At 71.3% G+C, this 23,634-nt stretch carries 28 protein-coding genes and 1 tRNA gene; 9 read left to right on the plus strand and 20 right to left on the minus strand.

Annotated features, from left to right (window positions below):
* Positions 1-130: 130 nt before the first annotated feature.
* The 4 genes from ASG32_RS02100 to rsmD all read left to right on the plus strand — a co-directional run bounded on the left by ASG32_RS02100 (position 131) and on the right by rsmD (position 3,092).
* Positions 131-322 (plus strand): CsbD family protein, encoded by a 192-nt coding sequence (locus ASG32_RS02100; RefSeq protein ID WP_020091448.1) that lies wholly within the window; start codon positions 131-133, stop codon positions 320-322.
* A 77-nt stretch (positions 323-399) separates the two neighbouring features.
* Positions 400-576, plus strand: coding sequence for a DUF1328 domain-containing protein (locus ASG32_RS32070; protein ID WP_012317097.1), 177 nt, complete (start codon positions 400-402; stop codon positions 574-576).
* Between the two features lie 132 nt (positions 577-708).
* On the plus strand, positions 709-2,538 hold the full coding sequence (locus ASG32_RS02105) for a pseudouridine synthase (protein ID WP_056521960.1): 1,830 nt from the start codon (positions 709-711) through the stop codon (positions 2,536-2,538).
* A complete protein-coding gene (gene rsmD / locus ASG32_RS02110) occupies positions 2,535-3,092 on the plus strand; it encodes a 16S rRNA (guanine(966)-N(2))-methyltransferase RsmD (protein WP_056521963.1) in 558 nt (185 codons plus the stop codon). The genes ASG32_RS02105 and rsmD overlap by 4 nt, the downstream gene beginning before the upstream one ends.
* A 7-nt stretch (positions 3,093-3,099) precedes the next feature.
* Here the strand turns inward: rsmD and ASG32_RS02115 are convergent, their stop codons facing one another.
* From ASG32_RS02115 to ASG32_RS02130, 4 genes are all read right to left on the minus strand, one after another.
* Positions 3,100-3,474, minus strand: a complete 375-nt coding sequence (locus ASG32_RS02115; RefSeq protein ID WP_056521966.1) for a cupin domain-containing protein — start codon at positions 3,472-3,474, stop codon at positions 3,100-3,102.
* A 56-nt stretch (positions 3,475-3,530) separates the two neighbouring features.
* Positions 3,531-3,971 (minus strand): helix-turn-helix transcriptional regulator, encoded by a 441-nt coding sequence (locus tag ASG32_RS02120; protein WP_056521969.1) that lies wholly within the window; start codon positions 3,969-3,971, stop codon positions 3,531-3,533.
* A gap of 397 nt (positions 3,972-4,368) precedes the next feature.
* Positions 4,369-5,307 (minus strand): alpha/beta hydrolase, encoded by a 939-nt coding sequence (locus tag ASG32_RS02125; RefSeq protein ID WP_056521972.1) that lies wholly within the window; start codon positions 5,305-5,307, stop codon positions 4,369-4,371.
* The gene (locus ASG32_RS02130; protein ID WP_056521976.1) at positions 5,304-5,843 is read right to left on the minus strand and encodes a phasin family protein; all 540 of its coding nucleotides are present in this window, start codon (positions 5,841-5,843) and stop codon (positions 5,304-5,306) included. The genes ASG32_RS02125 and ASG32_RS02130 overlap by 4 nt, the downstream gene beginning before the upstream one ends.
* Positions 5,844-6,063: 220 nt before the next feature.
* Between ASG32_RS02130 and ASG32_RS02135 the strand changes: the two genes are divergently transcribed.
* Entirely contained in the window at positions 6,064-7,716 is a 1,653-nt protein-coding gene (locus ASG32_RS02135) for an AMP-binding protein (RefSeq protein WP_056521979.1), read from the plus strand.
* 40 nt (positions 7,717-7,756) lie between these two features.
* Here ASG32_RS02135 and ASG32_RS02140 read toward each other — a convergent pair whose 3' ends face one another.
* The 8 genes from ASG32_RS02140 to ASG32_RS02175 all read right to left on the minus strand — a co-directional run bounded on the left by ASG32_RS02140 (position 7,757) and on the right by ASG32_RS02175 (position 15,966).
* Positions 7,757-8,524, minus strand: coding sequence for a glucose 1-dehydrogenase (locus ASG32_RS02140; protein ID WP_056521982.1), 768 nt, complete (start codon positions 8,522-8,524; stop codon positions 7,757-7,759).
* Between the two features lie 212 nt (positions 8,525-8,736).
* A complete protein-coding gene (gene mutL, locus ASG32_RS02145) occupies positions 8,737-10,683 on the minus strand; it encodes a DNA mismatch repair endonuclease MutL (protein ID WP_056521985.1) in 1,947 nt (648 codons plus the stop codon).
* A gap of 58 nt (positions 10,684-10,741) precedes the next feature.
* Positions 10,742-11,095 carry a hypothetical protein gene (locus ASG32_RS02150; protein WP_020091438.1) on the minus strand — a complete coding sequence of 118 codons (354 nt, stop codon included), beginning with the start codon at positions 11,093-11,095 and terminating at the stop codon, positions 10,742-10,744.
* 144 nt (positions 11,096-11,239) lie between these two features.
* Positions 11,240-12,226, minus strand: coding sequence for a branched-chain amino acid ABC transporter permease (locus tag ASG32_RS02155; RefSeq protein WP_020091437.1), 987 nt, complete (start codon positions 12,224-12,226; stop codon positions 11,240-11,242).
* 20 nt (positions 12,227-12,246) lie between these two features.
* Complete coding sequence (locus ASG32_RS02160; RefSeq protein ID WP_043380394.1) at positions 12,247-13,134, minus strand: branched-chain amino acid ABC transporter permease; 888 nt, start codon at positions 13,132-13,134, stop codon at positions 12,247-12,249.
* Between the two features lie 28 nt (positions 13,135-13,162).
* Positions 13,163-14,380, minus strand: coding sequence for an ABC transporter substrate-binding protein (locus tag ASG32_RS02165; protein WP_020091435.1), 1,218 nt, complete (start codon positions 14,378-14,380; stop codon positions 13,163-13,165).
* A 94-nt stretch (positions 14,381-14,474) separates the two neighbouring features.
* Positions 14,475-15,215, minus strand: a complete 741-nt coding sequence (locus ASG32_RS02170; protein ID WP_042674624.1) for an ABC transporter ATP-binding protein — start codon at positions 15,213-15,215, stop codon at positions 14,475-14,477.
* The gene (locus ASG32_RS02175; protein WP_056521988.1) at positions 15,208-15,966 is read right to left on the minus strand and encodes an ABC transporter ATP-binding protein; all 759 of its coding nucleotides are present in this window, start codon (positions 15,964-15,966) and stop codon (positions 15,208-15,210) included. The genes ASG32_RS02170 and ASG32_RS02175 overlap by 8 nt, the downstream gene beginning before the upstream one ends.
* 211 nt (positions 15,967-16,177) lie before the next feature.
* Here ASG32_RS02175 and ASG32_RS02180 point away from each other — a divergent pair, with 211 nt between their 5' ends.
* Positions 16,178-17,056: a 2-dehydro-3-deoxygalactonokinase gene (locus ASG32_RS02180; protein WP_056521991.1), complete on the plus strand. Its 879-nt coding sequence runs from the start codon at positions 16,178-16,180 to the stop codon at positions 17,054-17,056.
* Positions 17,053-17,688 (plus strand): 2-dehydro-3-deoxy-6-phosphogalactonate aldolase, encoded by a 636-nt coding sequence (locus ASG32_RS02185; protein ID WP_056521995.1) that lies wholly within the window; start codon positions 17,053-17,055, stop codon positions 17,686-17,688. The genes ASG32_RS02180 and ASG32_RS02185 overlap by 4 nt, the downstream gene beginning before the upstream one ends.
* Positions 17,689-17,898: 210 nt before the next feature.
* Here the strand turns inward: ASG32_RS02185 and ASG32_RS02190 are convergent, their stop codons facing one another.
* The 5 genes from ASG32_RS02190 to ASG32_RS02205 form a co-directional block, all read right to left on the minus strand.
* Positions 17,899-18,141, minus strand: coding sequence for a hypothetical protein (locus ASG32_RS02190; RefSeq protein WP_020091430.1), 243 nt, complete (start codon positions 18,139-18,141; stop codon positions 17,899-17,901).
* Between the two features lie 143 nt (positions 18,142-18,284).
* Positions 18,285-18,458 (minus strand): hypothetical protein, encoded by a 174-nt coding sequence (locus tag ASG32_RS34320; protein WP_165923050.1) that lies wholly within the window; start codon positions 18,456-18,458, stop codon positions 18,285-18,287.
* A 185-nt stretch (positions 18,459-18,643) separates the two neighbouring features.
* Complete coding sequence (locus tag ASG32_RS02195) at positions 18,644-19,561, minus strand: histone deacetylase (protein ID WP_056522285.1); 918 nt, start codon at positions 19,559-19,561, stop codon at positions 18,644-18,646.
* On the minus strand, positions 19,561-20,502 hold the full coding sequence (locus tag ASG32_RS02200; protein ID WP_280141544.1) for an NAD(P)-binding protein: 942 nt from the start codon (positions 20,500-20,502) through the stop codon (positions 19,561-19,563). Before ASG32_RS02200 ends, ASG32_RS02195 begins: the two co-directional genes overlap by 1 nt.
* A 171-nt stretch (positions 20,503-20,673) precedes the next feature.
* Positions 20,674-20,758, minus strand: a tRNA-Leu gene (locus ASG32_RS02205).
* Between the two features lie 124 nt (positions 20,759-20,882).
* Between ASG32_RS02205 and ASG32_RS02210 the strand changes: the two genes are divergently transcribed.
* Positions 20,883-21,464, plus strand: a complete 582-nt coding sequence (locus ASG32_RS02210) for a YqaA family protein (RefSeq protein ID WP_056522002.1) — start codon at positions 20,883-20,885, stop codon at positions 21,462-21,464.
* 2 nt (positions 21,465-21,466) lie between these two features.
* Positions 21,467-21,955 carry a disulfide bond formation protein B gene (locus tag ASG32_RS02215; RefSeq protein ID WP_056522006.1) on the plus strand — a complete coding sequence of 163 codons (489 nt, stop codon included), beginning with the start codon at positions 21,467-21,469 and terminating at the stop codon, positions 21,953-21,955.
* Positions 21,956-21,978: 23 nt separating this feature from the next.
* On the opposite strand, the gene ASG32_RS02220 is transcribed toward ASG32_RS02215, so the two are convergent.
* The 3 genes from ASG32_RS02220 to grxC are packed head-to-tail and all read right to left on the minus strand — an operon-like array spanning position 21,979 to position 23,571.
* Positions 21,979-22,431, minus strand: a complete 453-nt coding sequence (locus tag ASG32_RS02220) for a DUF1178 family protein (protein WP_056522009.1) — start codon at positions 22,429-22,431, stop codon at positions 21,979-21,981.
* A gap of 20 nt (positions 22,432-22,451) precedes the next feature.
* Positions 22,452-23,309, minus strand: a complete 858-nt coding sequence (locus tag ASG32_RS02225) for a carbon-nitrogen hydrolase family protein (RefSeq protein WP_056522012.1) — start codon at positions 23,307-23,309, stop codon at positions 22,452-22,454.
* A complete protein-coding gene (gene grxC / locus ASG32_RS02230; protein WP_056522015.1) occupies positions 23,302-23,571 on the minus strand; it encodes a glutaredoxin 3 in 270 nt (89 codons plus the stop codon). The genes ASG32_RS02225 and grxC overlap by 8 nt, the downstream gene beginning before the upstream one ends.
* Positions 23,572-23,634: the final 63 nt, after the last annotated feature.

Consider the following 23,634-nt stretch of genomic DNA (forward strand, 5'->3'; position numbering starts at 1 on the left):
TGACGCGACGGGCCCGGGGCGGCGGGCTTGCCTGACCCAAGTCAATGTTAAGACCTGGAACATTCCGCCGACCGTGACCGTTTCAGGAACCAGTGCGGCGCCGCCGCAGATCGAACAAGAGGACAACGCCATGAGCAGCACCACCGACAAGATCAAGGGCGTCGCCAACGAGGCCGTCGGCAAGGCCAAGCAGGGCATCGGCGACGTGACCGGTAACGACAAGCTCAAGGCCGAAGGTGCCGCCCAGGAACTCAAGGGCAAGGCCCAGGGCACCGTCGGCGACGCCAAGAGCGCGGTGAAGTCCGCCACCGACAAGCTCTGATCGTCGAGCGCGACCGGAACGGAACCCGCCTCGGGCGGGTTCCAGAACTGAACCGACCCGAATAACGCGAGGATGCCATGATCGGCTGGGCTGTCACGTTTCTCGTCGTCGCTCTCGTGGCGGCGCTCCTCGGTTTCGGCGGCATCGCCGGCACGGCGATGGAGGCGGCCAAGATCGTCTTCTTCGTGGCGATCGCGCTGTTCCTGATCTCCGCCGTGTTCGGCGTGATGCGCGGGCGCTCGCCGAGACTCTGACGAATGCGGGTCTTCGACCCGCCATCCAAGTCTTCGAGGCGGTCCCGACGGGCCGCCTCTTCGCGTTGAGGCGACTCGCACCGGTGCACAACCCGTCTCGCCTGTCGGAACCGGCTCTGATAAGCGGCAGGCATGAGCGACTTGCCGAACGACGATAAGCCGGAGGGGACCGCCCGTCCGGCCCCCGAGTCAGCGCGCACCGAGAGCTGGGCACCGCCCACCGATGCGGGCCGTGCCGATGCCGACACCGAGCGGCCTGCCAGTTCTGCCGCGAAGAAGACGGCGCGGAAGGCCAAGCCGCAGCCCGCCCCGCAGGCGGAGCCTCTGCCAGAGCCGCAGCCGGAGCCAGGTCCCGAAGCGTCCGCGGACGCCGAAGCCCTGATCGAGACGCCGCCCGGCGAGCGCATCGCGAAGGCGATGGCACGGGCCGGCGTCGCCTCGCGGCGCGACGCCGAGACGATGATCCTGGCCGGACGCGTGAGCGTCAACGGCGAGACGCTGACATCCCCGGCCCGCAATGTCACGGAGAACGACCGGATCCTGATCGACGGCGAGCCGATGCCGTCGCGGGAGCGCAGCCGCCTGTGGATCTTCCACAAGCCGCGGGGCGTAGTGACGACCGCCCGGGACCCGGAGGGCCGCCAGACGGTGTTCGACGTGCTCCCGGAGGATCTGCCCCGGGTCGTGGCGGTCGGACGGCTCGACATCAACACCGAGGGGCTGCTGCTGCTCACCAATGACGGCGGGCTCGCCAAGGTGATCGCGCATCCCGACACGGGCTGGCTGCGCCGCTACCGAGTCCGCGCCCACGGCGACACCGATCAGGCGCAACTCGACCGGCTGTCCAAGGGCGTCACCATCGACGGGATGGAGTACGGCCCCGTCGAGGCGACCCTCGACCGCGTCCAGGGCGACAACGTCTGGCTGACGCTCGGCCTGCGCGAGGGCAAGAATCGCGAGGTCAAGCGCATCCTCGAGCATCTCGGACTGTCGGTGAACCGGCTGATCCGGCTCTCCTTCGGGCCCTTCCAGCTCGGCGACCTGGAGGTTGGCCTGGTCGAGGAGGTGCGGACCCGCGTCCTCAAGGATCAGCTCGGCAAGAGCCTCGCCGAGCAGGCCGGCGTGGATTTCGACAGTCCGGTCCGCGAGCCGATCTCGCCGTTCGGTGGCACCCGCCCGGCGGATCGGGACGCCCAATCGTCGCAGCCGGCATCTTCCCGGCGCAATGCCGCGCGTCCCGCGCCGGCGCCGCGCGTCTCGACCGGGGGCACCGGTCCCGGACCGCGCAACTCCGCGTGGCGCGACGAGGACGCGGCCAAGCCGCGGGGGACGCGCATTCCCCGGCGCGGCGCGGATCCCCGGGCCGCGCAGGCGGCCGCGGCAGAACGCGGCCGCGAGCGCGTCGGCTCGATCCGGGCCGGCGACCGCCGGGTCGTCGTCGAGCGCCTGTCCGCAACGCCGGCGGAGCCCGAGCCCGTCGCCAAGCCGAAGCGCCGCTTCGCCGACCGGGGGATGCCGGAGCGGCAGGAGCGCCCCGCCGGTCGGCGCGATGAGCGCCGCGGCGATGAGCGCCCGCGCCGCGAGAGCGCGCGGAGCGAGGCTCCGCGGGACGAGCGGCGATTCGACGAGCGCGGGGGCAAGCCCGGGGGCCGGCGCGACCGACCGTTCGACGCCGGGCCGGCGGAGGGCGCGTCGCGGAAGCCAGGCGGCTTCCGCGGCCAGAAGCCCGCTGCTGCCGGGAGCAAGCCCGCGTTCGGTGGCCCGAAGACCGGGGGTGCGCGTCCCGGCGGAAGCCGCCCCGGTGGCAAGCCCGGCGGTTTCGCCGGCAAGGGGGCTGGCCAGGGTCGGCGCAACGGACCCGCGCGCGGGTCGGACACGGGCGGTCGTCCTGGTGCTCGTCCCGGTGCGCCGCGCGGGGGCGCCAAGCCCGGCGGCGGCCGGCCGCCGCGCGGGACGCGGTGAGGATCGTCGGCGGCGCGTGGCGGGGCCGCAGGCTCGCCACGCCGCGCACCGACGCCATTCGGCCGACATCGGACCGCCTGCGGGAATCGTTGTTCAACGTGCTCGCCCACGCCTACGACGACGCCGTCGCCGGCGCCCGGGTCCTCGACCTGTTCGCCGGTACGGGTGCCCTCGGCTTCGAGGCGCTCTCGCGGGGCGCCGCCTACGCCCTCCTCGTCGACGAGGGCGCCGAGGCGCGCGCGGTGATCCGCGAGAACATCGAGGCCCTGGGTGCCGAAGGCGTGACGCGCCTGTTTCGGCGGGACGCGACCCGTCTCGGCCCGGCCTCCACGGCGGGCACCTTCTCGCTGGTCTTCTGCGATCCGCCCTACGGCCGTGATCTCGCGCCGTGCGCCCTGAAAAGCGCCGCCGAGGGCGCCTGGCTGGCGCCCGGGGCTCTCATCGTCGTCGAGGAGGTCGAGGCCGCGCAGGTCGTCTGGCCGGCCGGCTTCGCGGAGCTGGAGCGGCGCGTCTACGGGGATACGGCCGTGGCGATCGCCCGATTCGCCGCCTGAATCGTGCTTAGTCCCGATCGCGCGAAGCCGGATCCGTAGCGCCAACTTGAGACCCGAAATGGATCGCCAGCCAAACGGTGGGTGAGTCGGTCCACTCCACCCGGTGCCGACGATGCGGCGCGATCAGCACGGCGTCACCCGCGACGAGGCGACGGGCCTCCGCCTCGTCGGCGAACCGAAGGTCGGCCGCGCCCGTCAGGACGGCGACCCACTCGGTATCCGGCTGGTCGTAGTAGAATCCCGGCGGGCTCGCCTGACCGGTCGAGACGATGCGCTCCACCCGCAGGCCCGGCTCGGAGACCAGGACCGACACGATCTCGTCGTCCGCCCGGAGCGGCAGGTCGGCGAGCAGGTGGGTCACACGCGTCGGGAGAGAGTCCATGATCCCGCCTGCAGGGACCGCAAGGCGCCGGATCGGCGCCGGGCAAGGCCCGGATGTCAGGAGTTGCGCGGAGCGCCGCCCGCCTGCGGTGCCGCGCCGTCCGACGTCTTGGTCTGACCGATCCGCGCCGCGGATTTGACGAGGGAGAGCACGTCGCGGCGCATCTGATCGTCGGCGATCTGATTGTAGGCCCGGAGCAGTTCGACGGCGCCGGCGACGCGCAGCAGCGCGGGACCGCTATCCGTCGTCGCCTCGGGCTCGGGCTCGAAGAAGCTCGAGACCGGAACGCCGAGCCGCTCGGCGATCGCCTGCAGGCGGCCGGCACCGACACGGTTCTTGCCGGTCTCGTACTTCTGGACCTGCTGGAAGCTGACGCCCAGCGCGCTGGCCAGCGCGGACTGGCTCAGTCCATTCGCCGCCCGAAGGAACGCGATGCGGCTGCCGACCCCGTGATCGATGGCTGTGGTCTGCTTCGGCTTGGGGGTTGGGTTCGCCATAGTGGGTAGTCCGGATGTTCTTGCTGTCTGCAGGCTTGCTCGCCCGGATCCAGGGCGCCAATCACAACCGACAGGTGCAACATTGCGCGGCCAAGATCCAGACCTGACATCTGTTAGTGCCACAGGTCAGCCGCGCGTGCAACGAATGGTTACGCTCTCGAAATCTTAGGTCCGGAAGACCGCAATTTGGACCCTCCAGTGCCCGCCGCGAGAACAACTCAAATACCGGGCCCGATCAAATATAAGTGAGCGAAATCAGCTAAAAATTCACTCTCGAACACTGCCGGGCGATATCGGGTTGCCTGCGCCGCGTTGGGCCCGCCGGGCCGATCCCAGCGAAATCCGTACGACAGCAAACGGTCGACTCAGCGCTCGATGGCGCGCGCCGGCGACGGAATCACGCCGCCGGGCCGAGCCAATCGAGGACGATTCGCAACTGGTCGTCGTCGAGCAACGCGGGCGCGTGGCCGCAATCGGGAATCTCGACGCGGCGCGTCGGCGGTCCCCGGCGCGTCATCTCGTCGGCCGTCGAGGCGAGAAGGAGTTCCGAGTGCTCGCCGCGGAGCAGCAGGACCGGACAGGTGATCGCGTCCCAGTCGCGCCACATGCTCACGCTGTAGACGCGGCCCGGTCGGAAGGCGTCTCCGATGCCGGGATCGTAGTGGGGCCGCCAGCCGCCGTTGGGCTCCTGGAAGAAGCTGTGCTTGGCGATGTGGCGCCACTGCTCGTCGGTGAGCGGCCCGAACGCGCCCAGCACCGTTCGCAGACGCGATTCGCCCGAGGCGAGGTTATGGTGCAGCCGGGGCGCGTCCCGCAGGCGCGACCCGATCTCGCGGATGGGCGCCCAGGGCAGGAACGGGCCGATATCGTTGATCACCATCCGGCGGATCGGGGTGCGGGCGGCCGCGGCCAGGACCATGCCGGTCAGGCCGCCGAGGGACGTGCCCACCCAGTCGATCTTCCCGGGGACCCGGAGATGGGCGATGAGCGCGGCCATGTCGGCGGCGTATTGCGGCAGGCCGTAGAGTTCCGGGTCCTTCAGCCATCCGCTGAGGCCGCGCCCGGGCAGGTCCGGGCATATCACCCGGTACCCGAGCTTCGCGAGGCGATAGCCGAGGGCGTCGAAATCGCGGCCCTGGCGGCTGAGACCGTGGACGCAGACGACGACGTGCGGGCTGTCCGGGTCACCCCATTCCACGTAGGCGATGCGGTGGAAGTCGTGGGGCGCGTAGGCCTGGAAATGGCCGGTCCGGAACGGCACGTCGGCGCGGCTCAGGTCGTCGAGCCGCGGCGTCGCCTCAGGTCCGGGAGCGGGCGCCGCGGTGCCGGCCGTCACGGGGTCTCCGTACGCGCGGCGGCCTCGCGGGCGAGACGGCCGGTCGTCTGGTGGAGGTCGACCATCTGGTCGGTCAGCCGGCGCGCCTGCTCCTGCAGGAACGCGATGTTCAGCGCCGCGACCTCGCGGGCATCTGCCGCCTTGGCGACGCGGTCCGCGAAGTCGAGGCTCGCGCGGACATTGGTGTCGGAGGCCACGAGCATCCGGTGGCCGATCTCGCGCATCGCCGCCATGGCGTGGACGGCGTTGTCCTCGAACGCGTTGTAGAGCCGGGCGCCGGCGGCGTCCCACTGCTCGCGCACCCGGCGGGCGCCGGCCACGTTGCTGTCGGTGAGCTGGTGGGCGGTCTCGCGGCTGGAGCCCATCACCGCGCGCCAGCCCTCGAAGCTCTGCGCCATCGAGGCCTCGAAGGCGTTCAGCGCCATCTCGCCCGCCTCGGCGAAGCGCTCGTACGCCTCGCGCGCCCGGGCGACGCCGCCCTCCACCGCGGCGCGGCCGGTCTCCCCGGAGATCGCCGGCAGGTTGTCGTTCCCCACAATCGTCTCCCGCAGATGGGCCGGTCGCACGCGGTCCCGACGGCGCGTCGCTGGAATACGGGCATCCGCCAGGGGCGATCTCGCGTCAACAGGGCCCTGTAACAGAATCCGCGCGCGGCCCACATTGTCACGGTGGCCGCGATTGACAGGCACGACGGCGGCGAAATCTTCGTCGCGCGGAGCGCACGCCACGCCCGCCGCCCGATCAGAAGGCTGCACGATGACGGACACCCGTCCGACCCAGACCGAGGTCCGCGAGACGGGCTCTCATCCGTTCGAGGCCGGGCTCGCGCGCCGGCCGGCCAACTACGTCCCGCTGACCCCCGTCAGCCTGCTGGCGCGGGCCGCTGCCGCGGCGGGCGGGCGGATCGCCGTGATCGACGGCCACCGCCGCCTCACCTACGCGGACCTCTACGCGCGCTGCAGGCGCCTCGCCGCGGGCCTCGCGTCCCGGGGGATCGGGCCGCTCGACACCGTGGCGATCCTGGCGCCGAACGTTCCGGAGATGATCGAGGCGCATTTCGCCGTGCCCATGCTCGGCGCGGTGCTCAACCCGCTCAACACGCGCCTCGACGCGGCGACGATCGCGTTCTCGCTGCGGCACGGGGGCGCCCGCGCGCTCCTCGTCGAGGCCGAGTACGCCGCGCTGGCGGCGCGGGCGCTCGCGGAACTCGCCGAGCCGGTCCTCGTCGTGGCGATCGGCGCGAGCGGGATCGACGGCGCCCTGCCCTACGAGGATCTGCTGGCCGAGGGCGATCCCGACTACGCCTGGCACGGCCCGGAGGACGAGTGGCAGTCGCTCTGCCTGCTCTACACGTCGGGGACGACCGGCGATCCCAAAGGCGCCGTCTACAGCCATCGCGGCGGCTATCTCCAGGCGCTCGGCAACGCCGTCACGTTCGGCCTGACCGGCGAGAGCGTGTATCTCTGGACGCTGCCGATGTTCCATTGCAGCGGCTGGTCCTACCCATGGGCGAGCGTCGCCGCCTGCGCCACGCAGGTCTGCCTGCGCAAGGTCGAGCCGGCGGCGATCTTCAGGCTGATCGCCGAGCACGGGGTGACGCATCTGTGCGGCGCCCCGATCGTCCTCTCGATGATCGCGCACGCGCCGGCGCAGGACCGTGTGCCGTTCCCCCAGCGCGTGCGCTGCGCGGTCGGCGGCGCGGCGCCGTCCTCGACGATCATCCGCACCATGGAGGAGCTCGGCTTCCAGGTGACGCACCTCTACGGCGCCACCGAGAGCTACGGCCCCGCGACGGTCTGTCTGGCGCAGCCGGACTGGACCGATCTCCCCGACACCGAGCGACACGCCCGCATGGCCCGCCAGGGCGTGCCGCTGGCCACGCTCGAGGCGGTGAGCGTCGCCGACGTCGCGAGCGACGCGCCGGTGCCGCGGGACGGCACGACGGTCGGCGAGATCCGCCTGCGTGGCAACACGGTGATGAAGGGCTACCTCGGCAACCCGGGCGCGACCGAGGAGGCCCTCGCCGGCGGCTGGTACCGGACCGGCGACCTCGCGGTCTGGCATCCCGACGGGTCGGTGGAGATCAAGGACCGGGCGAAGGACATCATCATCTCGGGCGGCGAGAACATCTCCAGCCTGGAGGTGGAGGAGGTGCTGATGCGCCATCCCGCCGTGATGCTGGCGGCCGTCGTGGCGCGGCCAGATCCGACCTGGGGCGAGAGCCCCTGCGCGTTCCTGGAGGTGAAGCCCGGCGCGGCGGTGCCGAGCGACCAGGAGTTGATCGCGTTCTGTCGCGAGCACATGGCGCGGTTCAAGGTGCCGAGGACGGTGGTGTTCGGGCCGCTGCCGAAGACCTCGACCGGCAAGATTCAGAAATTCGTCCTGCGCGAGCAGGCGCGGACCCTCTGACCCGCGCCGGTCCCGTGACGGGAGCCGTTTCGGGCGACCACTACAGGCCGGAGACGAGGTGGCCGCCGTCGACCGCCAGGACGCTGCCGGTCATGTAGGCGCCGGCCTCCGAGGCCAGGAGCAGGAGCGGCCCGTCGAGTTCGGCGGCCTCGCCCAGCCGGCGCTGCGGAATGCGCCTGATCAGCGCCCGGCCGGCATCGGACTCGAAGAAGGCGTCGTTGAGCTCGGTCTTGATGTAGCCCGGCGCGAGGGCGTTCACCCGGATCCCGTAGCGGGCCCACTCGAGCGCGAGGCTCTTGGTGAGCTGGACGACCGCCGCCTTCGAGGTGGCGTAGGGCGCGAGCCCGCCGGTGACCCGCAGCCCGAGGATCGACGCGATGTTGACGATGCTGCCGCCCGCCCCGTGCCGGACCATGCGCCGGCCGGTGGCCTGGGCGACCTGCCAGACGCCTTTGAGATTCGTGTCGAGCACCGCGTCCCAGTCGGATTCCGCGAGGTCGAGGGCCGGCTTCGTCGCCGTCACGCCGGCATTGTTCACCAGCACCGCCACCGGTCCGAAGCGCTCTTCGGCGGCGTCGAGCGCCCGCTCAACGCTCGCGGCGTCGGTGACGTCCATGACGACGGCGTGGGCCTCACCGCCCGCCGCCGCGACGCGATCGACGGTCTCGGCGAGGGCGTCGGCCCGGCGGGCGCCGAGCGACAGGCGCGCGCCGGTGTGGGCCAGGGTCCCGGCGAAATGGCGGCCGAGACCGCTGGAGGCCCCGGTCACCAGGACGTGGCGGCCGGCGAGGTCGAACGGGCCCGCCATCTCAGCGTACCGACGCGGCGGCGGGTGCCGGGCACGTCGGCCGCGCGGCGGCGCGGCGCGCGCCGAAGTTGTCGAGATCGGTCATGGCTCCGCGCCTCCCATGCGCACTGTCGGTTCGGGACGGCTGGCGCCCCGGTTTTCGAGCCGCGGCGTCACACGCCGTTGTGGACCGGCCCCGCGCGTGCCGCCAGCCGGATCGACGGCGCGGCGCCTCATCGGCGGCCGAACAGCCGCTCGATGTCGGCGAGCTTCAGCTCGATCGAGGTCGGGCGTCCGTGGTTGCACTGTCCGGAATTCGGCGTCGCCTCCATCTCGCGCAGGAGGGCGTTCATCTCCTCCGCCCTCAGCCGCCGCCCGGCGCGGATCGAGCCGTGACAGCTCATGCGCGACAGGACGGCGTCGAGACGGCGCCCCAGCGGGCCGCCCTCCGCGGCCGGAGCCCCGCCCTCCTCGTCGCCGCTGGCCTCCAGGGCGTCGAGGATGTCGGTGACGAGCTTGCGCGTCGAGGCGCCGATCAGCGCGGCCGGCACCTCGCGCACGAGCACCGCCCCCGGCCCGAACGCCTCGATGGACAGTCCCAGCCGGTCGAGGTCCGGGGCGGCCGCGACCAGCCGGTCGGCCTCCTCGGGGCTCATCTCGACGACGTCAGGAATCAGGAGTCCCTGGCGGGCGATGCCGCCTGCCTCCCGCTCGGCCTTCATCCGCTCGTAGACGAGGCGCTCGTGGGCGGCGTGCTGGTCGACGATCACGAGGCCGTCGCGGGTCTGGGCGAGGATGTAGGTCTCGTGGATCTGCGCGCGGGCGGCCCCCAGCGGATGATCGAGCGCCTCCACGGCGTCGGCGGCAACGCGGGTGTCGGCCTGGGGCGGGGCCGCCACGGCTTCGGGCTCGGGCCCGGCCCAGACGGCCTGAGCGGCCTCGCCGAAGCCGGTCGGCTCGACCCGCGCCGGCTGCGGTGCCGGCCTCCACGTCGCCGAGGAACGGTAGCCGGGCGGCGCTGCCACCGAGGGTGCACCGCTCGGGAAGGGGCCCGGCCGCGTCGGCCGGAACAGGCTCGGCGCGGTGGCGCCGCTGTGGGTGGCGAGCGGCGCCCCGGCCGGGCGCAGGGCGTCGAGGGTCCGCGCGGCGCCGGTGGTGGCCGAGCGGGCGCCGCCGCGGCGCAGGGCGTCGTGGATCGCGCTCACGATCAGCGCCCGCACGAGGCCCGGCTCGCGGAAGCGCACCTCGGTCTTGGCCGGGTGAACGTTGACGTCGACGAGGCCGGGGTCGCACGCGACGGCGAGGCCGAGCACCGGGTGCCGGTCGGAGGCCAGCGTGTCGGCGTAGGCGCCGCGGATCGCCCCGAGCAGGAGCCGGTCGCGCACGGGGCGGCCGTTGACCGCGAGGTGGATATGGGTCGCCGCACCGCGATGGTAGGTCGGCAGGCCGACATGACCGGCCACCGCGAAGCCCTCCCGGGCCAGGGAGACCGGCAGGGCGTTGGCGAGGAAGTCCTGCCCCAGCACCGCCGCGAGCCGGCGCAGCTCCGCCTCGGCCCCGGTCTCGGCCGGCAGGACCAGGGGCTGCCCGGCATCGGCTCTCAGGGTGAAGCGGATCCCGGGCTGCGTCGCGGCGAGGCGGCGCAGCGTCTCGGCGATCGCGGCGTTCTCGGCCCGGTCCGACTTCAGGAACTTGAGCCGCGCCGGCGTGGCGGCGAAGAGCTCGGTCACCTCGATCCGGGTGCCGCGCTGGGCCGGGGCCGGACGGACCTGCCCCTTCATCCCCGCGTCGACGGTGAGGCTCGCCCCCGCCTCGGCCTCCGGCGTGCGGGTGACGATGGCGAGCCGCGACACCGCGCCGATCGACGGCAGGGCCTCGCCGCGGAATCCCAGGGTGTCGATTGCCGTGAGATCGCCGCCCGGGAGCTTGGAGGTGGCGTGCCGCTCGACCGCGAGGTCGAGATCGTCCGGCGTCATGCCGCGGCCGTCGTCGACGACCCGGATCAGTCGGCGCCCCCCGGCCTCGACGGTGACCTCGATCGCTCGGGCCCCGGCATCGATCGCGTTCTCGACCAGCTCCTTCACGGCCGAGGCCGGGCGCTCGACCACCTCGCCCGCGGCGATGCGATCGACGAGGACGGGGTCGAGGCGGCGGACGGACGGCGCGGACAGGGAGGACATCGGCGCGCAGGATAGTCCCTGCGCGGCGGCGATCCAATCGGCCGGTCGTGCCGACCCGTCAGGCGCGGCGCTTCGACCCGCCCAGGGAGATGCGGCCGGCGCCCCCGCGCGGTCCGTGGCTCGCCGCCGCCACGGGACGGCGGGACAGGTCGTAGAGGACGTTCCCGACGAGGCCCGCGGTCCGCCGGAGGGTCGGGCCCTCGCAGGTCGCCGCGACGCGGACGCCGATCGCGTGGGTGTGACTGCGGCCGTAGAGCCAGACGGCGAGCCGGGCGCGCGTCGCCTCCGGGATCCCGTCGAGCAGAAGCGCGGCCCCGTCCGGGTCGGCCTTGATCAGGCGGCCGACCACGTCCGGTGCGACCGGGCAGTCGAGGGCCGGGTCGTCGATGCTGAGCGTTCGGTCCTGGGTCATGGTGGCCCTGACAGCGTGGAGCCGTCAGCGTGGGCAGTCTTGGTTAACGAAAGCTCACCACAACTCGCAGCCCCGATCCGCCATTGCAGGTCGCGACGGGGGCGTTGCCGCGATGCAACCGCCACCCCCCCCTGATCCCGCGTCCTAGAGCGGCCGTCGGATCAGCCGGGCGATCAGGCCGACGATGCCCTCGCGGAACAGCAGCACGCAGAGCACGAAGACGCAGCCCTGGATGATCGTCACCCAGGCACCGAACTGCGCCAGGTAGGTCTCCATCGTGACGATCACCAGCGCGCCGACGATCGGCCCGAACACCGTCCCCATGCCGCCGACGAGCGTCATCAGCACCACTTCGCCGGACATCGACCAGTGCACGTCGGTGAGCGAGGCGAGCTGGAACACGATCGCCTTGGTGGAGCCCGCGAGCCCGGCGAGCGTCGCCGAAAGCACGAACACCGCGAGCTTGTACTGGCTGGCGCGGTAGCCGAGCGAGATCGCCCTCGGCTCGTTGTCGCGGATCGCCTTCAGCACCTGCCCGAAGGGCGAGTGGATGATCCGGTAGATCAGCAGCATCCCGGCCATGAAGACCACGGCCACCACCGCGTACATGACCCGGTCGTCGGCGAGGCTGATCGCGCCGAACAGGTTCCCGCGGGGCACCGCCTGGATGCCGTCCTCGCCGCCGGTGAACTTCGCCTGCAGGGAGAAGAAGAACACCATCTGGGCGAGCGCCAGGGTGATCATCGAGAAGTAGATGCCCTGCCGGCGGATCGCCAGGGCGCCGAAGACCAGACCCAGCAGGGCGGCCGTGACCGTGCCGGCGAGGATCGCGAGCTCGGGCGTGAAGCCCAGGCTCTTGGCCGTGTACGCGCAGAGGTAGCTCGCCATGCCGAAATAGGCGGCGTGGCCGAAGGAGAGCAGGCCGCCGTAGCCGAGCAGGAGGTTGAAGGCGAGCGCGAACAGCGCGAAGCACAGCACCTTCATCAGGTAGACGGGGTACAGGACGAGCGGTGCCACGACGAGCAGCACCGCTATGCCCACGAAGATGAGGCGGTGGAGCGCCTTGTCGTCCCGACTCGTCGGCACGGCGGCGGCGATCGGGGCGGCGTCGAGGGCGGCGGTGTCGGCCATGGGGGTGCCTCAGATCGCGATCAGGCCGTGCGCCCGAACAGGCCGGCGGGTTTGACGAGCAGCACCAGCACCATGATCACGAAGATCACGGTGGCGGACGCCTCCGGATAGAACACCTTGGTCAATCCCTCGACGAGGCCCAGGGCGAAGCCCGTGATCACCGAGCCGATGATCGAGCCCATGCCGCCGATCACCACCACAGCGAAGACCACGATGATGATGTCGGCGCCCATGTTGGGATTGACCGAGTAGATCGGCGCAGCGAGCACCCCGGCGAAACCCGCGAGCGCGACGCCGAACCCGTAGGTCAGCGTCAGGAACAGCGGCACGTTGACCCCGAACGCCTGGACCAGGGTCGGGTTCTCGGTTGCGGCGCGCAGATAGGCGCCGAGCTTGGTCTTCTCGATCACGAGCCACGTCGCGATGCAGACGGTCAGCGAGGCGACCACCACCCAGGCGCGGTAGTTCGGCAGGAACATGAAGGGCAGGCGCTGGCCGCCGGACAGCTCGGCCGGGATCGCGTAGGGCAGACCCGACACGCCGTACTGGTTGCGGAACAGGCCCTGGATGATCAGCGCGAGACCGAAGGTCAGCAGCAGGCCGTAGAGGTGGTCGAGCTTGTAGAGCCGGGCGATGAGCACCCGCTCCAGAACGATGCCGAAGGCGCCCACCACGAGCGGTGCGAGCCCCAGCGCCCACCAGTAGCCGAGACCGACGTAGGTGAGCAGCATCCAGGCCACGAACGCGCCCATCATGTAGAGCGCGCCGTGGGCGAAGTTGATGATGTTCAGGAGCCCGAAGATGATCGCGAGCCCGAGCGACAGGATCGCGTAGAACGAGCCGTTGATCAGGCCGAGCAGAAGCTGACCGAACAGGGCCTGCGTCGGCACACCGAAGATCGTGGTCATGGCCGGTCTCCGCGCCCCGAACCCACCGTCAGCCCTTCACCAGGGGGCAGTTGCCCTCGTTGAGCGGCCGGAAGACCTGGTCGCCCGGGATGGTCTCGAGCTTCTTGTAGAGATCCCACTCGCCCTTCGATTCGGCGGGCTTCTTGACCTCGAACAGGTACATGTCGTGGATCTTGCGGCCGTCCGCGCGGATCACGCCTTTGCCGAACAGCGGGTCGTCCGTCGGCATCGCCTTCATCTTGGCGACCGTGGCGGCGCCGTCGGCGGTCGACTTCGTCTCGGCCACAGCCTTCAGGTAGTGGAGCACGTCCGAGTAGACGCCCGCATGGTTCGCGGTCGGCTTCGAGCCGTTCTTCATCTGCTTGGCGAACCGGTCCGAGAAGGCGCGGGTCTGGTCGTTCAGGTCCCAGTAGAACGGCTCGGTGAGCACCAGCCCCTGCGCCACCTTGGTGCCCAGCGAGTGCACGTCCGAGGAGAAGACCAGGAGGCCGGCGAGCGCCTGGCCGCCCTCGGTGATGCCGAATTCGCCCGCCTGCTTGATCGCGTTGATCGTGTCGGTGCCGGCATTGGCCAGCCCGATCACCTTGGCGCCCGAGCCCTGTGCCTGCAGCAGGAAGGACGAGAAGTCCGAGGTCGGGAACGGCGTCTTCACCGAGCCGACGACCTTGCCGCCGTTCTTGGTGATGACCGTGCTGGTGTCGCGCTGGAGGGTCTGGCCGAAGACGTAGTCGGCGGTGAGGAAGAACCACGTGTTGCCGCCGCGCTTGACCATCGCGCCGCCGGTGCCGTTGGCAAGCGCCACCGTGTCGTAGACCCAGTGGATGGTATTCGGCGTGCATTGCGGGCCGGTGAGGTCGGCGGTGCCGGCGCCGGTATCGATGAAGACCTTGTTCTTCTCCTTGGTGACCTGGCTGATCGCCAGCGCCACCGAGGACGTCACGCCGTCCGTGATCATGTCGACGGCGTCGCGGTCGTACCATTGCCGGGCGATGGCCGCGCCGACATCCGGCTTGTTCTGGTGGTCGGCCGAGACGATCTCGACCTTCAGCCCGTGCTGCTCGGGCTTGAAATCCTCGACCGCGAGCTTCGCGGCCACGACCGAGCCCTCGCCACTGATGTCCGAGTAGGCGCCCGAGCGGTCGCCCAGGATGCCGATCTTCACGTTCGTCTGCGCGGCTGCGGTGCCCATCATCAGGGCGCCGGCGAGGGCGGCGAGGGTCACGGGCCGGGCGATGCGTCCGAGCATTTTCGTTTCCATCCTCCAGCGGCGCGGCGGATCTCCGCCGGCCGAGTATCGGGTCGCCGTTTTCTGGCGCTTCTACGGTTTTCGCGTGCGAGATTCAGACGCCGAGATAGGCGTGCAGCTTGTCGATATTGGCGTCAAGCTCGGCATTGGGGATCATGTCGACCACCCGCCCCTGCTCGATCACGAAGTGCCGGTCCGCCAAAGTCTGGGCGAAGCGGAAATTCTGCTCCACCAGGACGATAGTGTAGCCCTGAGTCTTCAATTGCTGTATCGTCCGGCCGATCTGCTGGACGATGACCGGCGCGAGACCTTCCGTGGGCTCGTCGAGCAGGATCAGCTTGGCGCCGGTGCGCAGGATGCGCCCGATCGCCAGCATCTGCTGCTCGCCGCCCGAGAGCTTGGTGCCCTGGCTGCCGGCGCGTTCCTTGAGGTTCGGGAACAGCGTGTGGATGTCAGCCACCGACATGCCGCCGGGCTTCACCCGCGGCGGCAGCATCAGGTTCTCGTGGACCGTCAGGCTCGCGAAGATGCCGCGCTCCTCCGGCACGTAGCCGATCCCGAGCCGGGCGATGTTGCGCGAGGCCATCCGGACCGTCTCGACGCCGTCGTAGACGATCGAGCCCGACCGCTTGCCGAGGATCCCGATGATCGCCCGGAGGGTCGTGGTCTTGCCCGCGCCGTTGCGGCCGAGCAGCGTGATCACCTCGCCCGCGCGCACGTCGATGTCGATGCCGTGGAGGACGTGGCTCTCGCCGTACCAGCCCTCGAGGCCGCGGACGGTCAGCAGCGCGTCGGTCGCGGCCGCCGGAGGTGTCTTCAGAGCCGCCTCAGGCATGTCCCGCCCCGATATACGCTTCTACCACGCGCGGATCCTTCGAGACCGTGGCGTAGTCGCCCTCGGCCAGCACCTGCCCGCGGGCCAGCACGGTGATCCGGTCCGACAGGGAGGCGACCACGGAGAGGTTGTGCTCCACCATCAGGATGGTGCGGTCCTTCGAGACCCGGCGGATGAGTTGCGCCGTGCGCTCGACATCCTCGTGGCCCATGCCGGCCATCGGCTCGTCGAGGAGCAGCATCTCCGGATCGAGGGCGAGGGTCGTGGCGATCTCGAGCGCGCGCTTGCGCCCGTAGGACAGCTCGACCGCGAGCACGTCGGCGAAGTCGGAGAGGCCCACCGCCTCGACGAGGGCGAGCGCCTCGCCGTTCAGCGCGCGCAGGACCCGCTCGGCCCGCCAGAAGTCGAAGGAATCGCCGCGCCGCCGCCGCTGGAGGGCGATGCGGACATTCTCCATCACCGTGAGGTGCGGGAACACGGCCGAGATCTGGAACGAGCGCACGAGCCCGAGGCGGGCGACGTCCGCCGCCTTCAAGCCGGTGATGTCGCGGTCCTTGTAGCGGATCGTCCCCGCGGTCGGGATCAGGAACTTCGTCAGGAGGTTGAAGCAGGTGGTCTTGCCGGCTCCGTTCGGCCCAATGAGGGCGTGGATGGTGCCGCGCTCGACCTGCAACGCCACGCCGTTGACGGCCCGGAATCCGCGGAATTCCATCGTCAGGCCATCGGTCGCCAGGATTACATCCCGTGCCAAGCGTGTCCCTCCCGGGTTCGATTTCTTGTCGCCATATCGCCGATCCGCAGCCGCGCAGTCCATCGCAAACGCTCGTGGCGGCGCGACAATCCCCCGGGAGTGATATCAGTCGCCCTCCCTGTCACGACGGCCGCCGGACAGAACTTGACCGCGCCGAGCGCCGCACTTAACTCAGACAATTCTTCGCGTGGCTCTTCTGAGAGGTTTCGGCATGGGCGATCGCCCGGCCTACATCGCCGTCGACTGGGGCACGACGAACCGGCGGGCCTTCGCCGTCTCGGAAGCGGGCGTCATTCTCGACAGCTTGGACGACGAGCGTGGCGTCCTCGCCCTGAAGCCCGACGCCTATCCGGCGGAGATCGCGGCCCTGCGCGCGCGACTGGGCGCCCACCCCATCATCGCCGTCGGCATGATCGGCTCCAACCGGGGCTGGCAGGCGGCGCCCTACGTGGCCGCGCCGGCCACCCTCACCGCCCTGGCCGAAGCCTGCCTCGAGCCCGCCCCGGGTATCCGGATCGTCCCCGGCGTCGCTCTGCGGGGCGGTGGTCGCCCCGACGTGATGCGGGGCGAGGAGATCCAGGTCTTCGGGGCGATCGGAGCGGGCGCGGTGCCGGCGACGGCCCTGTTCTGCCAGCCCGGCACGCACAACAAGTGGATCGAGACCGTCGACGGGGCCATCACGGATTTCACCACCGTGATGACCGGAGAATTCTTCGCCCTCCTGCGGGCACACGGGATCCTGGCCGGGACGCTCGACGGCACGGTCGGGGATGGGGCCCCCTTCCGCGCGGGTGTCCGGCGCGGCCTCGCGTCCCGCAATCTCGCCGCCACCCTGTTCGAGGTTCGCTCCGGTCTCCTGCTCGACCGGCTCGCCCCCGAGGACGCGGCGGCCCATGCCAGCGGCATTCTGATCGGCGCCGATATCGGCACCCGGGACGACCTCCGGCGGCGCCCGGTCCATCTCCTCGGCGGCGGCCGCCTCGGAGCACTCTACGCCGCCGCCATCACCGAAGCGGGCGGGGATCCGGTGATCGTGCCGGACGGTTCAACCACGGCCGGTATCCACGCCATCTGGAGTCTGCGGGCATGACCATCCTCGACCGGTTCGAGGCGGCCTTCGCGGCCTGCCCCCTCGTCGCCATCCTGCGGGGGCTCACGCCGGACGAGGCACCCGCCGTGGGGGAGGCGCTGGTCGGAGCCGGGTTCACCCTCGTCGAGGTGCCCCTCAACTCGCCGGACCCGCTCCGGAGCATCGCGACGCTCGCCGAGCGCCTCGCCGGGCGGGCGCTGGTCGGGGCCGGCACGGTCCTGACGCCGACTCAGGTCGGCGAGGTCGCCAGCGCCGGCGGAACCCTCGTGGTATCGCCAAACGCCGATCCGGCCGTCATCGGCGCCACCGTCGCGGCGGGCCTTGTCTCCCTTCCGGGCTATCAGACGCCCACGGAGGCTTTCGTGTGCCTGGCGGCGGGAGCAACCGCGCTGAAGCTGTTCCCTGCGGATGTCGCGACGCCCCTGGCGCTCCGGGCGCATCGCGCGGTTCTGCCGCCGGACACGCGGGTTCTGGCCGTCGGCGGAGTCTTGCCCGAGACCATCGCGGGCTGGCGGCAGGCGGGCGCCGACGGCTTCGGCCTCGGGTCCAATCTTTACCGGCCCGGGAAGGCGGCGGCCGACGTCGCCCGCGACGCCGCGGCCTACGTGGCGGCGTTCGAGCGCTCCGCCTGAAGAAACCGACGGCGGGCCGTCCGGTCGGGCCGAGCAGACACGGCAGAGCGTGTCGGCCGCGCCCCCTGACCTTCGCTCGATGCGCGCCTCCGCAGGCGGCCTGACCGCGCCTTTGCGACCGGTTCACAGCGCGATCGCCGCCGCGTCGTCGCGGTCGGCCACTTCACCGGCGAGGCCCGGCCGCGGGTCGCAGGCTGGCGGGGTGTCGCGCTATCGGCGGTTCGCGATCTCGCGGGCCGGCCGGTCGGATCGGTCGACCACCGTCCGGCACGCGCCGCTCAGCGACACCCGCTTCTCGCGGAGGCAGAGTGTGATTGCCCCCGCGTTCGGGATCTGGGCAGCGCACAGGCGCATCACGTCCGGCGTGCAGGCTGCCCGGTCCGCGCCGGTCTCCGCGAGCGCGGGCGCCGTGCCGACGAGAACCGCGAGGAGGGCGAAAGTGGCGGACTTCATCAAGGATGTCTCCTGAGCGGATCGGGGCCGCGAGCGGCCAAGCCTCGGCGTCCGGCGAGAACGCCGAGGCCGGAAAAGATATCCCGTCGTGCTTGTTTCAATCTGACGCAGGTTCGCGGCCGCGGAGTGAAAGGCCGCTGACGTCACGGACGTATCGCCGGTGCGATCGCACCGGTCGTCGCAGGCTCGACCAGAGCCGCGCCGGCGACCGGTTGTGATCTCTGGCGATCGAGCTTGTCCGCCGAGACGAGGGCGGCGGCGATCAGGGCCGACACCGCCAGCGTCGCCTTCACCACGTCCCAGACCCGCGCGAGCATGGTCGATCCCCAACGGCGTCATCGAGTGCGAGCAGCGGATCCGCCTCATCAATCCGCCTGCCCCGCACCCTCGACCGGAGCCCTTCCCAAAACCTTTCCCGTGAACCCGAGGACTGCATATCGACCGTCACGTGATGCAATCCGGTCTCACCCCGAGAACTCGCGCAGATTTCCCGCGCAGCATCTCACGCGAGCGTCGATCCCGCGGCCGCCTCGGCGGCCAGCGCGTCGAAGACCAGGGCGTGACGGCGCGCCAGGGCCTCTACATCGTGCGTGTACCCGCCGCCGATCACCGCGGCGAGCGCGATCCCACGGGCGCGGGCCTGCGCCACGACGTAGCGATCGCGGGCGAGCAGTCCGTCATCGGTGAGGCAGAGACGGCCGAGACGGTCGTCCCGATGGGGATCGACGCCCGCGTTATAGAAGACGAGATCCGGCGCGAACGCGTCGAGGAGCGTCGGCAGGCGGGCGCGCAGGACATCGAGATAACCGGCATCATCGAGACGGTCTGGCAGACCGATGTCGAGGTCGCCGGCGATCTTCTGGGCCGGGTAGTTGTTCTCGCAATGGATCGAGAGCGTGAACAGGTCGGGACTGAGGGCGAGGCAGTCCGCGGTCCCGTCGCCCTGATGTACGTCGAGGTCGACCACGAGGACGCGCCGGACCAGACCTTCGGCCTGGAGGGTGCGGGCCGCCACCGCGACATCGTTCAGCACGCAGAAACCGGCGCCCTGCCGGCGCCGCGCGTGGTGGCTGCCGCCGGCGGCGCTGCCCGCGAGGCCTTCCGCGAGGGCGAGGCGCCCGGCCAAGAGGGTGCCGCCCACCGAGGCGCGGGAGCGGCGGACAAGGGCGGCGTCGACCGGCAAGCCGATCGCCCGCTCGATGTCCCGGCCGACATCGCAGGCGAGCACCGCGTCCACGTAGGCCGGATCGTGGGCGCGTAGCAGGATCTCGGCACTGGCGGGCTCCGGCGTGACGAAGCCCAGGGGCGCCAGACCCTTGGCGAATAAGGTCTCGGCGAGCAGGCCGTACTTGCGCATCGGGAACCGGTGGCCTGACGGGAGCGGCGCCTCGTAGGCCGGATGGAAGGCAATCGGCGGGATCACGCGGGCCGGCCCAGATCGGCCAGGAGGCACCGGGCCAGTGCCTGACCGCTGTCGTAGGCCGCCTCGATCCGGGCGCCGAGGCACCAATCCCCGCCTGCCCCGAGACGCAGGTCCGGATCGTACAGGCAGGGTTGCTCCAGGGCGGTCTCGACCTGGGCGTAGCGCCAGCGATGTGCCTCCGCGTGGGACGGCCGGAGCGTGGCGCCGAGGACGTCCTCGGCCGCTCCGAGAAGCGCGGCGATGACCGCCTCGCGCGGGGCCTCGAGATGTCCGCGGGACCAGGCGGGCGTCGCGTGCACCGTGAGCCGCGAGCCGGCAGGCCTCCCGGGCTTCGCGGAATCGTGTGCGATCAGGCCGATCGGATCGGTCCGAGGCTGGACGAGGACATCCCGCGGTCGCGTCTCCGTCGCCACCATGAGCGACCAGCACGGCGCATAGGTGGCGCGCCGGACACCGGGCAACGCGACGCCCGATGCCTCGAGCAGCGTCGTGACCTGAGGGGCCGGGAAGGTGATCGCGACGGCGTCGAACGGGCCGTGCACGGTGCCGGCCGCGTCCTCGAGGTGCCAGCGCGCTCCCTGCCGTCGAAGCCGCACGACGGTCGTCGCGCTCGATACCGGAAGGTCCGAGAGCAGGGCGCGGACGGGCTCCGTCATGCCCGGCACGCCGACATGGCGATCGGAGCCGGCCCAGGGCGCGACGATGCCCAGCCGCGTCCACCGGCCGAGCTCGGCCGCGAAGGCGGGCCCGCGCGCACGCATGAATTGCGCGCCGTGGTCGAACTGCATCTCACCGACCCGCCGGGTCGCCATGCGTCCCCCGACCCCGCGCCCCTTGTCGAAGACCCGGACGCGGAAGCCCGCCTCGGCCAGCCGGCGCGCGGCGGCCGCGCCTGCCATGCCGGCTCCGAGGACCGCGACAATTCCGTGCTCGTTCACGCCCCTGCCCCGTCTGAACGACCGGCCCCGCCGCCGCGTGAGGGCGAAGATAGGGGCCGAGCCACGCGGCGTCAGAGCGACGGAATCGCGCTTGTCATGGACGGAATCGGTGTACGCGACGCGGATACGGTCCGGCTGTCCGGCGAAGTCCCGCGGCGATCGGTGGCGCCGTGGTGCGGGTAGAGGGAATCGAACCCCCACGCCTTGCGGCTGGCGATTTTGAGTCGCCCGCGTCTACCAATTCCGCCATACCCGCGTGCCAGCGCTCTTCGCATAGGTCGGCGGCTCCGGCCAAGTGTTGTTTTGCGTCGGTCGGCGATCTGGCCAAGGCGGGGCGCCTATGCTCAAAGGGCGGCCGATCTCATAATCCGGGACCTTGAATGCTCCGCCGGCTCTACGCGTGGATCCTGGCCCTCAGTGACCGGCCGTCCGCGCCCTACGCGCTCGGTGCCGTGGCCTTCGCCGAAAGCTCCTTCTTTCCGGTTCCACCGGACGTGATGCTCGTCCCAATGGCGGTCGCCCGGCCGGATCGGGTCTGGTTCTACGCCACGATCACGACGGTCGCCTCGGTCCTCGGCGGTCTGGTCGGCTACGCCATCGGAGCCCTGCTGTTCGACTCCGTCGGTGAGTGGCTCATCCGCCTCTACGGCTTGCAGAACTCGGCCGCCACCTTCCAGGACTCCTACGCGCGCTACGGCCACTGGGTGATCCTGCTGAAGGGGCTCACGCCGATCCCCTACAAGCTCGTGACGATCACGTCGGGTTTCGCGCATTACAGCCTGTTCTGGTTCACGATCCTGTCGATCGTGACCCGCGGCGCCCGCTTCTTCATTCTCGCCGGACTGCTCGGCCGCTACGGTGTCCAGATCCGCGGCGTGCTCGACCGGCACCTGAACGCGGTCGCGGCGATCTCCGTCGCCGTCATCGTCCTCGGCTTCCTGCTCTTCAAGGTGATCCTGTAGCGATGAACACGGCGGCTGCCCTGCGCCTCAAGACCGCTGGCCTCTGGCTCGCGATCGCCTCCGCCCTCACCGTCGGGGCCGCGCTCGTCCTCCAGTACGGATACGGCTACGCGCCGTGCAAGCTCTGCCTGACCGAGCGGCTGCCCTACTACGCCGCCGTGCCGCTGGGTCTGCTGGCCCTGTTCCTGCCGGAGCGCTTGGCGCGGATCGCCCTCGGGCTCGCAGCCCTCGGCCTGCTCTACGGGGCCGGAATCGGGGTCTACCACGCCGGCGCGGAATGGGGCTTCTGGCCGGGACCCGCCGATTGCGGCGGCGGCACCGGCGCCAATCCGGGCCAGGTCGTCGACTTCCTCAACAGCCTGCAGACCACGAAGGTGGTCGACTGCTCGGTGGCCGCGCTCCGAGTGCTGGGCGTGTCGCTCGCCGGCTGGAGTTCCGCGATCTCGGCCGTGCTGGCCTCCTTCGCGGGGACCGCCGCGCTGCGTCCCTGACGCGCGCGGACCGGCGAGGCCGATCAGTTCCGGTCGTCGGGCAGGACCGGAATCGCCGCCACCTCGATGCCCTCGTCGATCAGGGCTCGCGCCTCCGCGGGGCTCGCCTCACCGTAGATCGAACGCCCTTCCGCCTCGCCGTAGTGGATCTTGCGCGCCTCCTCGGGGAAGCGCGCCCCGACATGCTCGGCATTCGCCACGACGTGCTCCCGGAGCGCGCGCAGCATCGCCCGCACCTGACGTTCCGGCTCGGCGATCATGGTCACCGGCGCCTCCGCCTTCGGGATCGGCGGCGGCGCGCGCTCCCGATCCGTGCGGGCGACGCTCGGCACCATCAGGGCCTTGCTCACCTTGGCGCTGTCGCAGACCGGGCACGTCACGAGGCCGCGCGTGACCTGCGTGTCGTAGGAATCGGAGGACGGGAACCAGCTCTCGAAGCCGTGCCCGGCATCGCAGACCAGACTGTACCGGATCATTCTGTTGCTTGCTGTGGTGACTACTGCGCGGCCCGAGTCCGCGGACCGACGCACTCGACGGTGAAGGGCCGGCCGTGCTGCAGCGAGGGGATGCGGGCCCGGGCCTCCGCGACCTGCGCGAGGTCGATCTCCGCCAGGATGATCCCCGGCTCGTCCCCTCCGGCATCGGCCAGGACCCGGCCCCAGGGATCGACGATCAGCGAGTGGCCGTAAGTCTCGCGCCCGTCCTCGTGCCGACCGCCCTGCGCCGCCGAGATCACGAAGGCGCCGGTCTCGATGGCCCGGGCCCGTTGCAGGACGTGCCAGTGGGCCTCGCCGGTCTGCCGGGTGAAGCAGGCGGGGGCCGTCAGCACGTCCGCGCCCGCCTCGGCGAGGGCGCGGTACAGCGCGGGGAAGCGGATGTCGTAGCAGATCGTCAGGCCGAGCGTGGCCCACGGCGTCTCGGCCAGCACCGCGCAGGCGCCACCAGAATAGGTCGCAGATTCCCGCCAGCGCTCGCCGCTCGGCAGGTCGACGTCGAAGAGATGCAGCTTGTCGTAGGCGGCCAGGATCTCCCCGTCGGTGCCGATCAGGTAGGCGCGGTTGGCGATCTTGTCGCCGGCCCTGACCGCGATCGAGCCGATCTGGACGACCGTTCCGGTCTGACGTGCGGCCTCGCGGAGCGCCGCCAGGGTCGGGTCCTGCTCCTCGGTGGTGACGTGGGCGAACAGACGCTCGCGGCTCCGCTCCACCAGGGACGTCATCTCGGGAGTCTGCACGTAGGCCGCGCCCCGCGCCGACGCCTCGCGCACGCCCACCACGGCCGCGTCGCGATTGGCGGCAGGGTCGCGCCCCGACCGCATCTGCACGCAGGCAGCCGTGAAGCGGGGCTCAGGCATCGGCCGTGTCCTTGAGCAGCGGGTCGAGCTTGCCGGCGCGATCGAGGGCGTACAGGTCGTCGCAGCCGCCGACATGCGTGGCGCCGACGAAGATCTGGGGAACGCTGGTGCGGCCGCCGGCGCGCTCGACCATGGTGGACCGGGCGCCCTGCACGCGCTCGACGTCGATCTCCTGGAAGGCGGCGCCCTTCTCCTTCAGCAGGCTTTTGGCCGCCGAGCAGTAGGGACACCAGGCCGTGGTGTAGATTGTGACCGGCTGCATCGCGATCGTCGTCCCGCGCGTGAACTCGGGACATATAGGAGCGCGGGGCGCGCCTTGCCTATG

The sequence above is a fragment of the Methylobacterium sp. Leaf361 genome (assembly GCF_001424445.1).
In the GTDB taxonomy this organism is placed as follows: domain Bacteria; phylum Pseudomonadota; class Alphaproteobacteria; order Rhizobiales; family Beijerinckiaceae; genus Methylobacterium.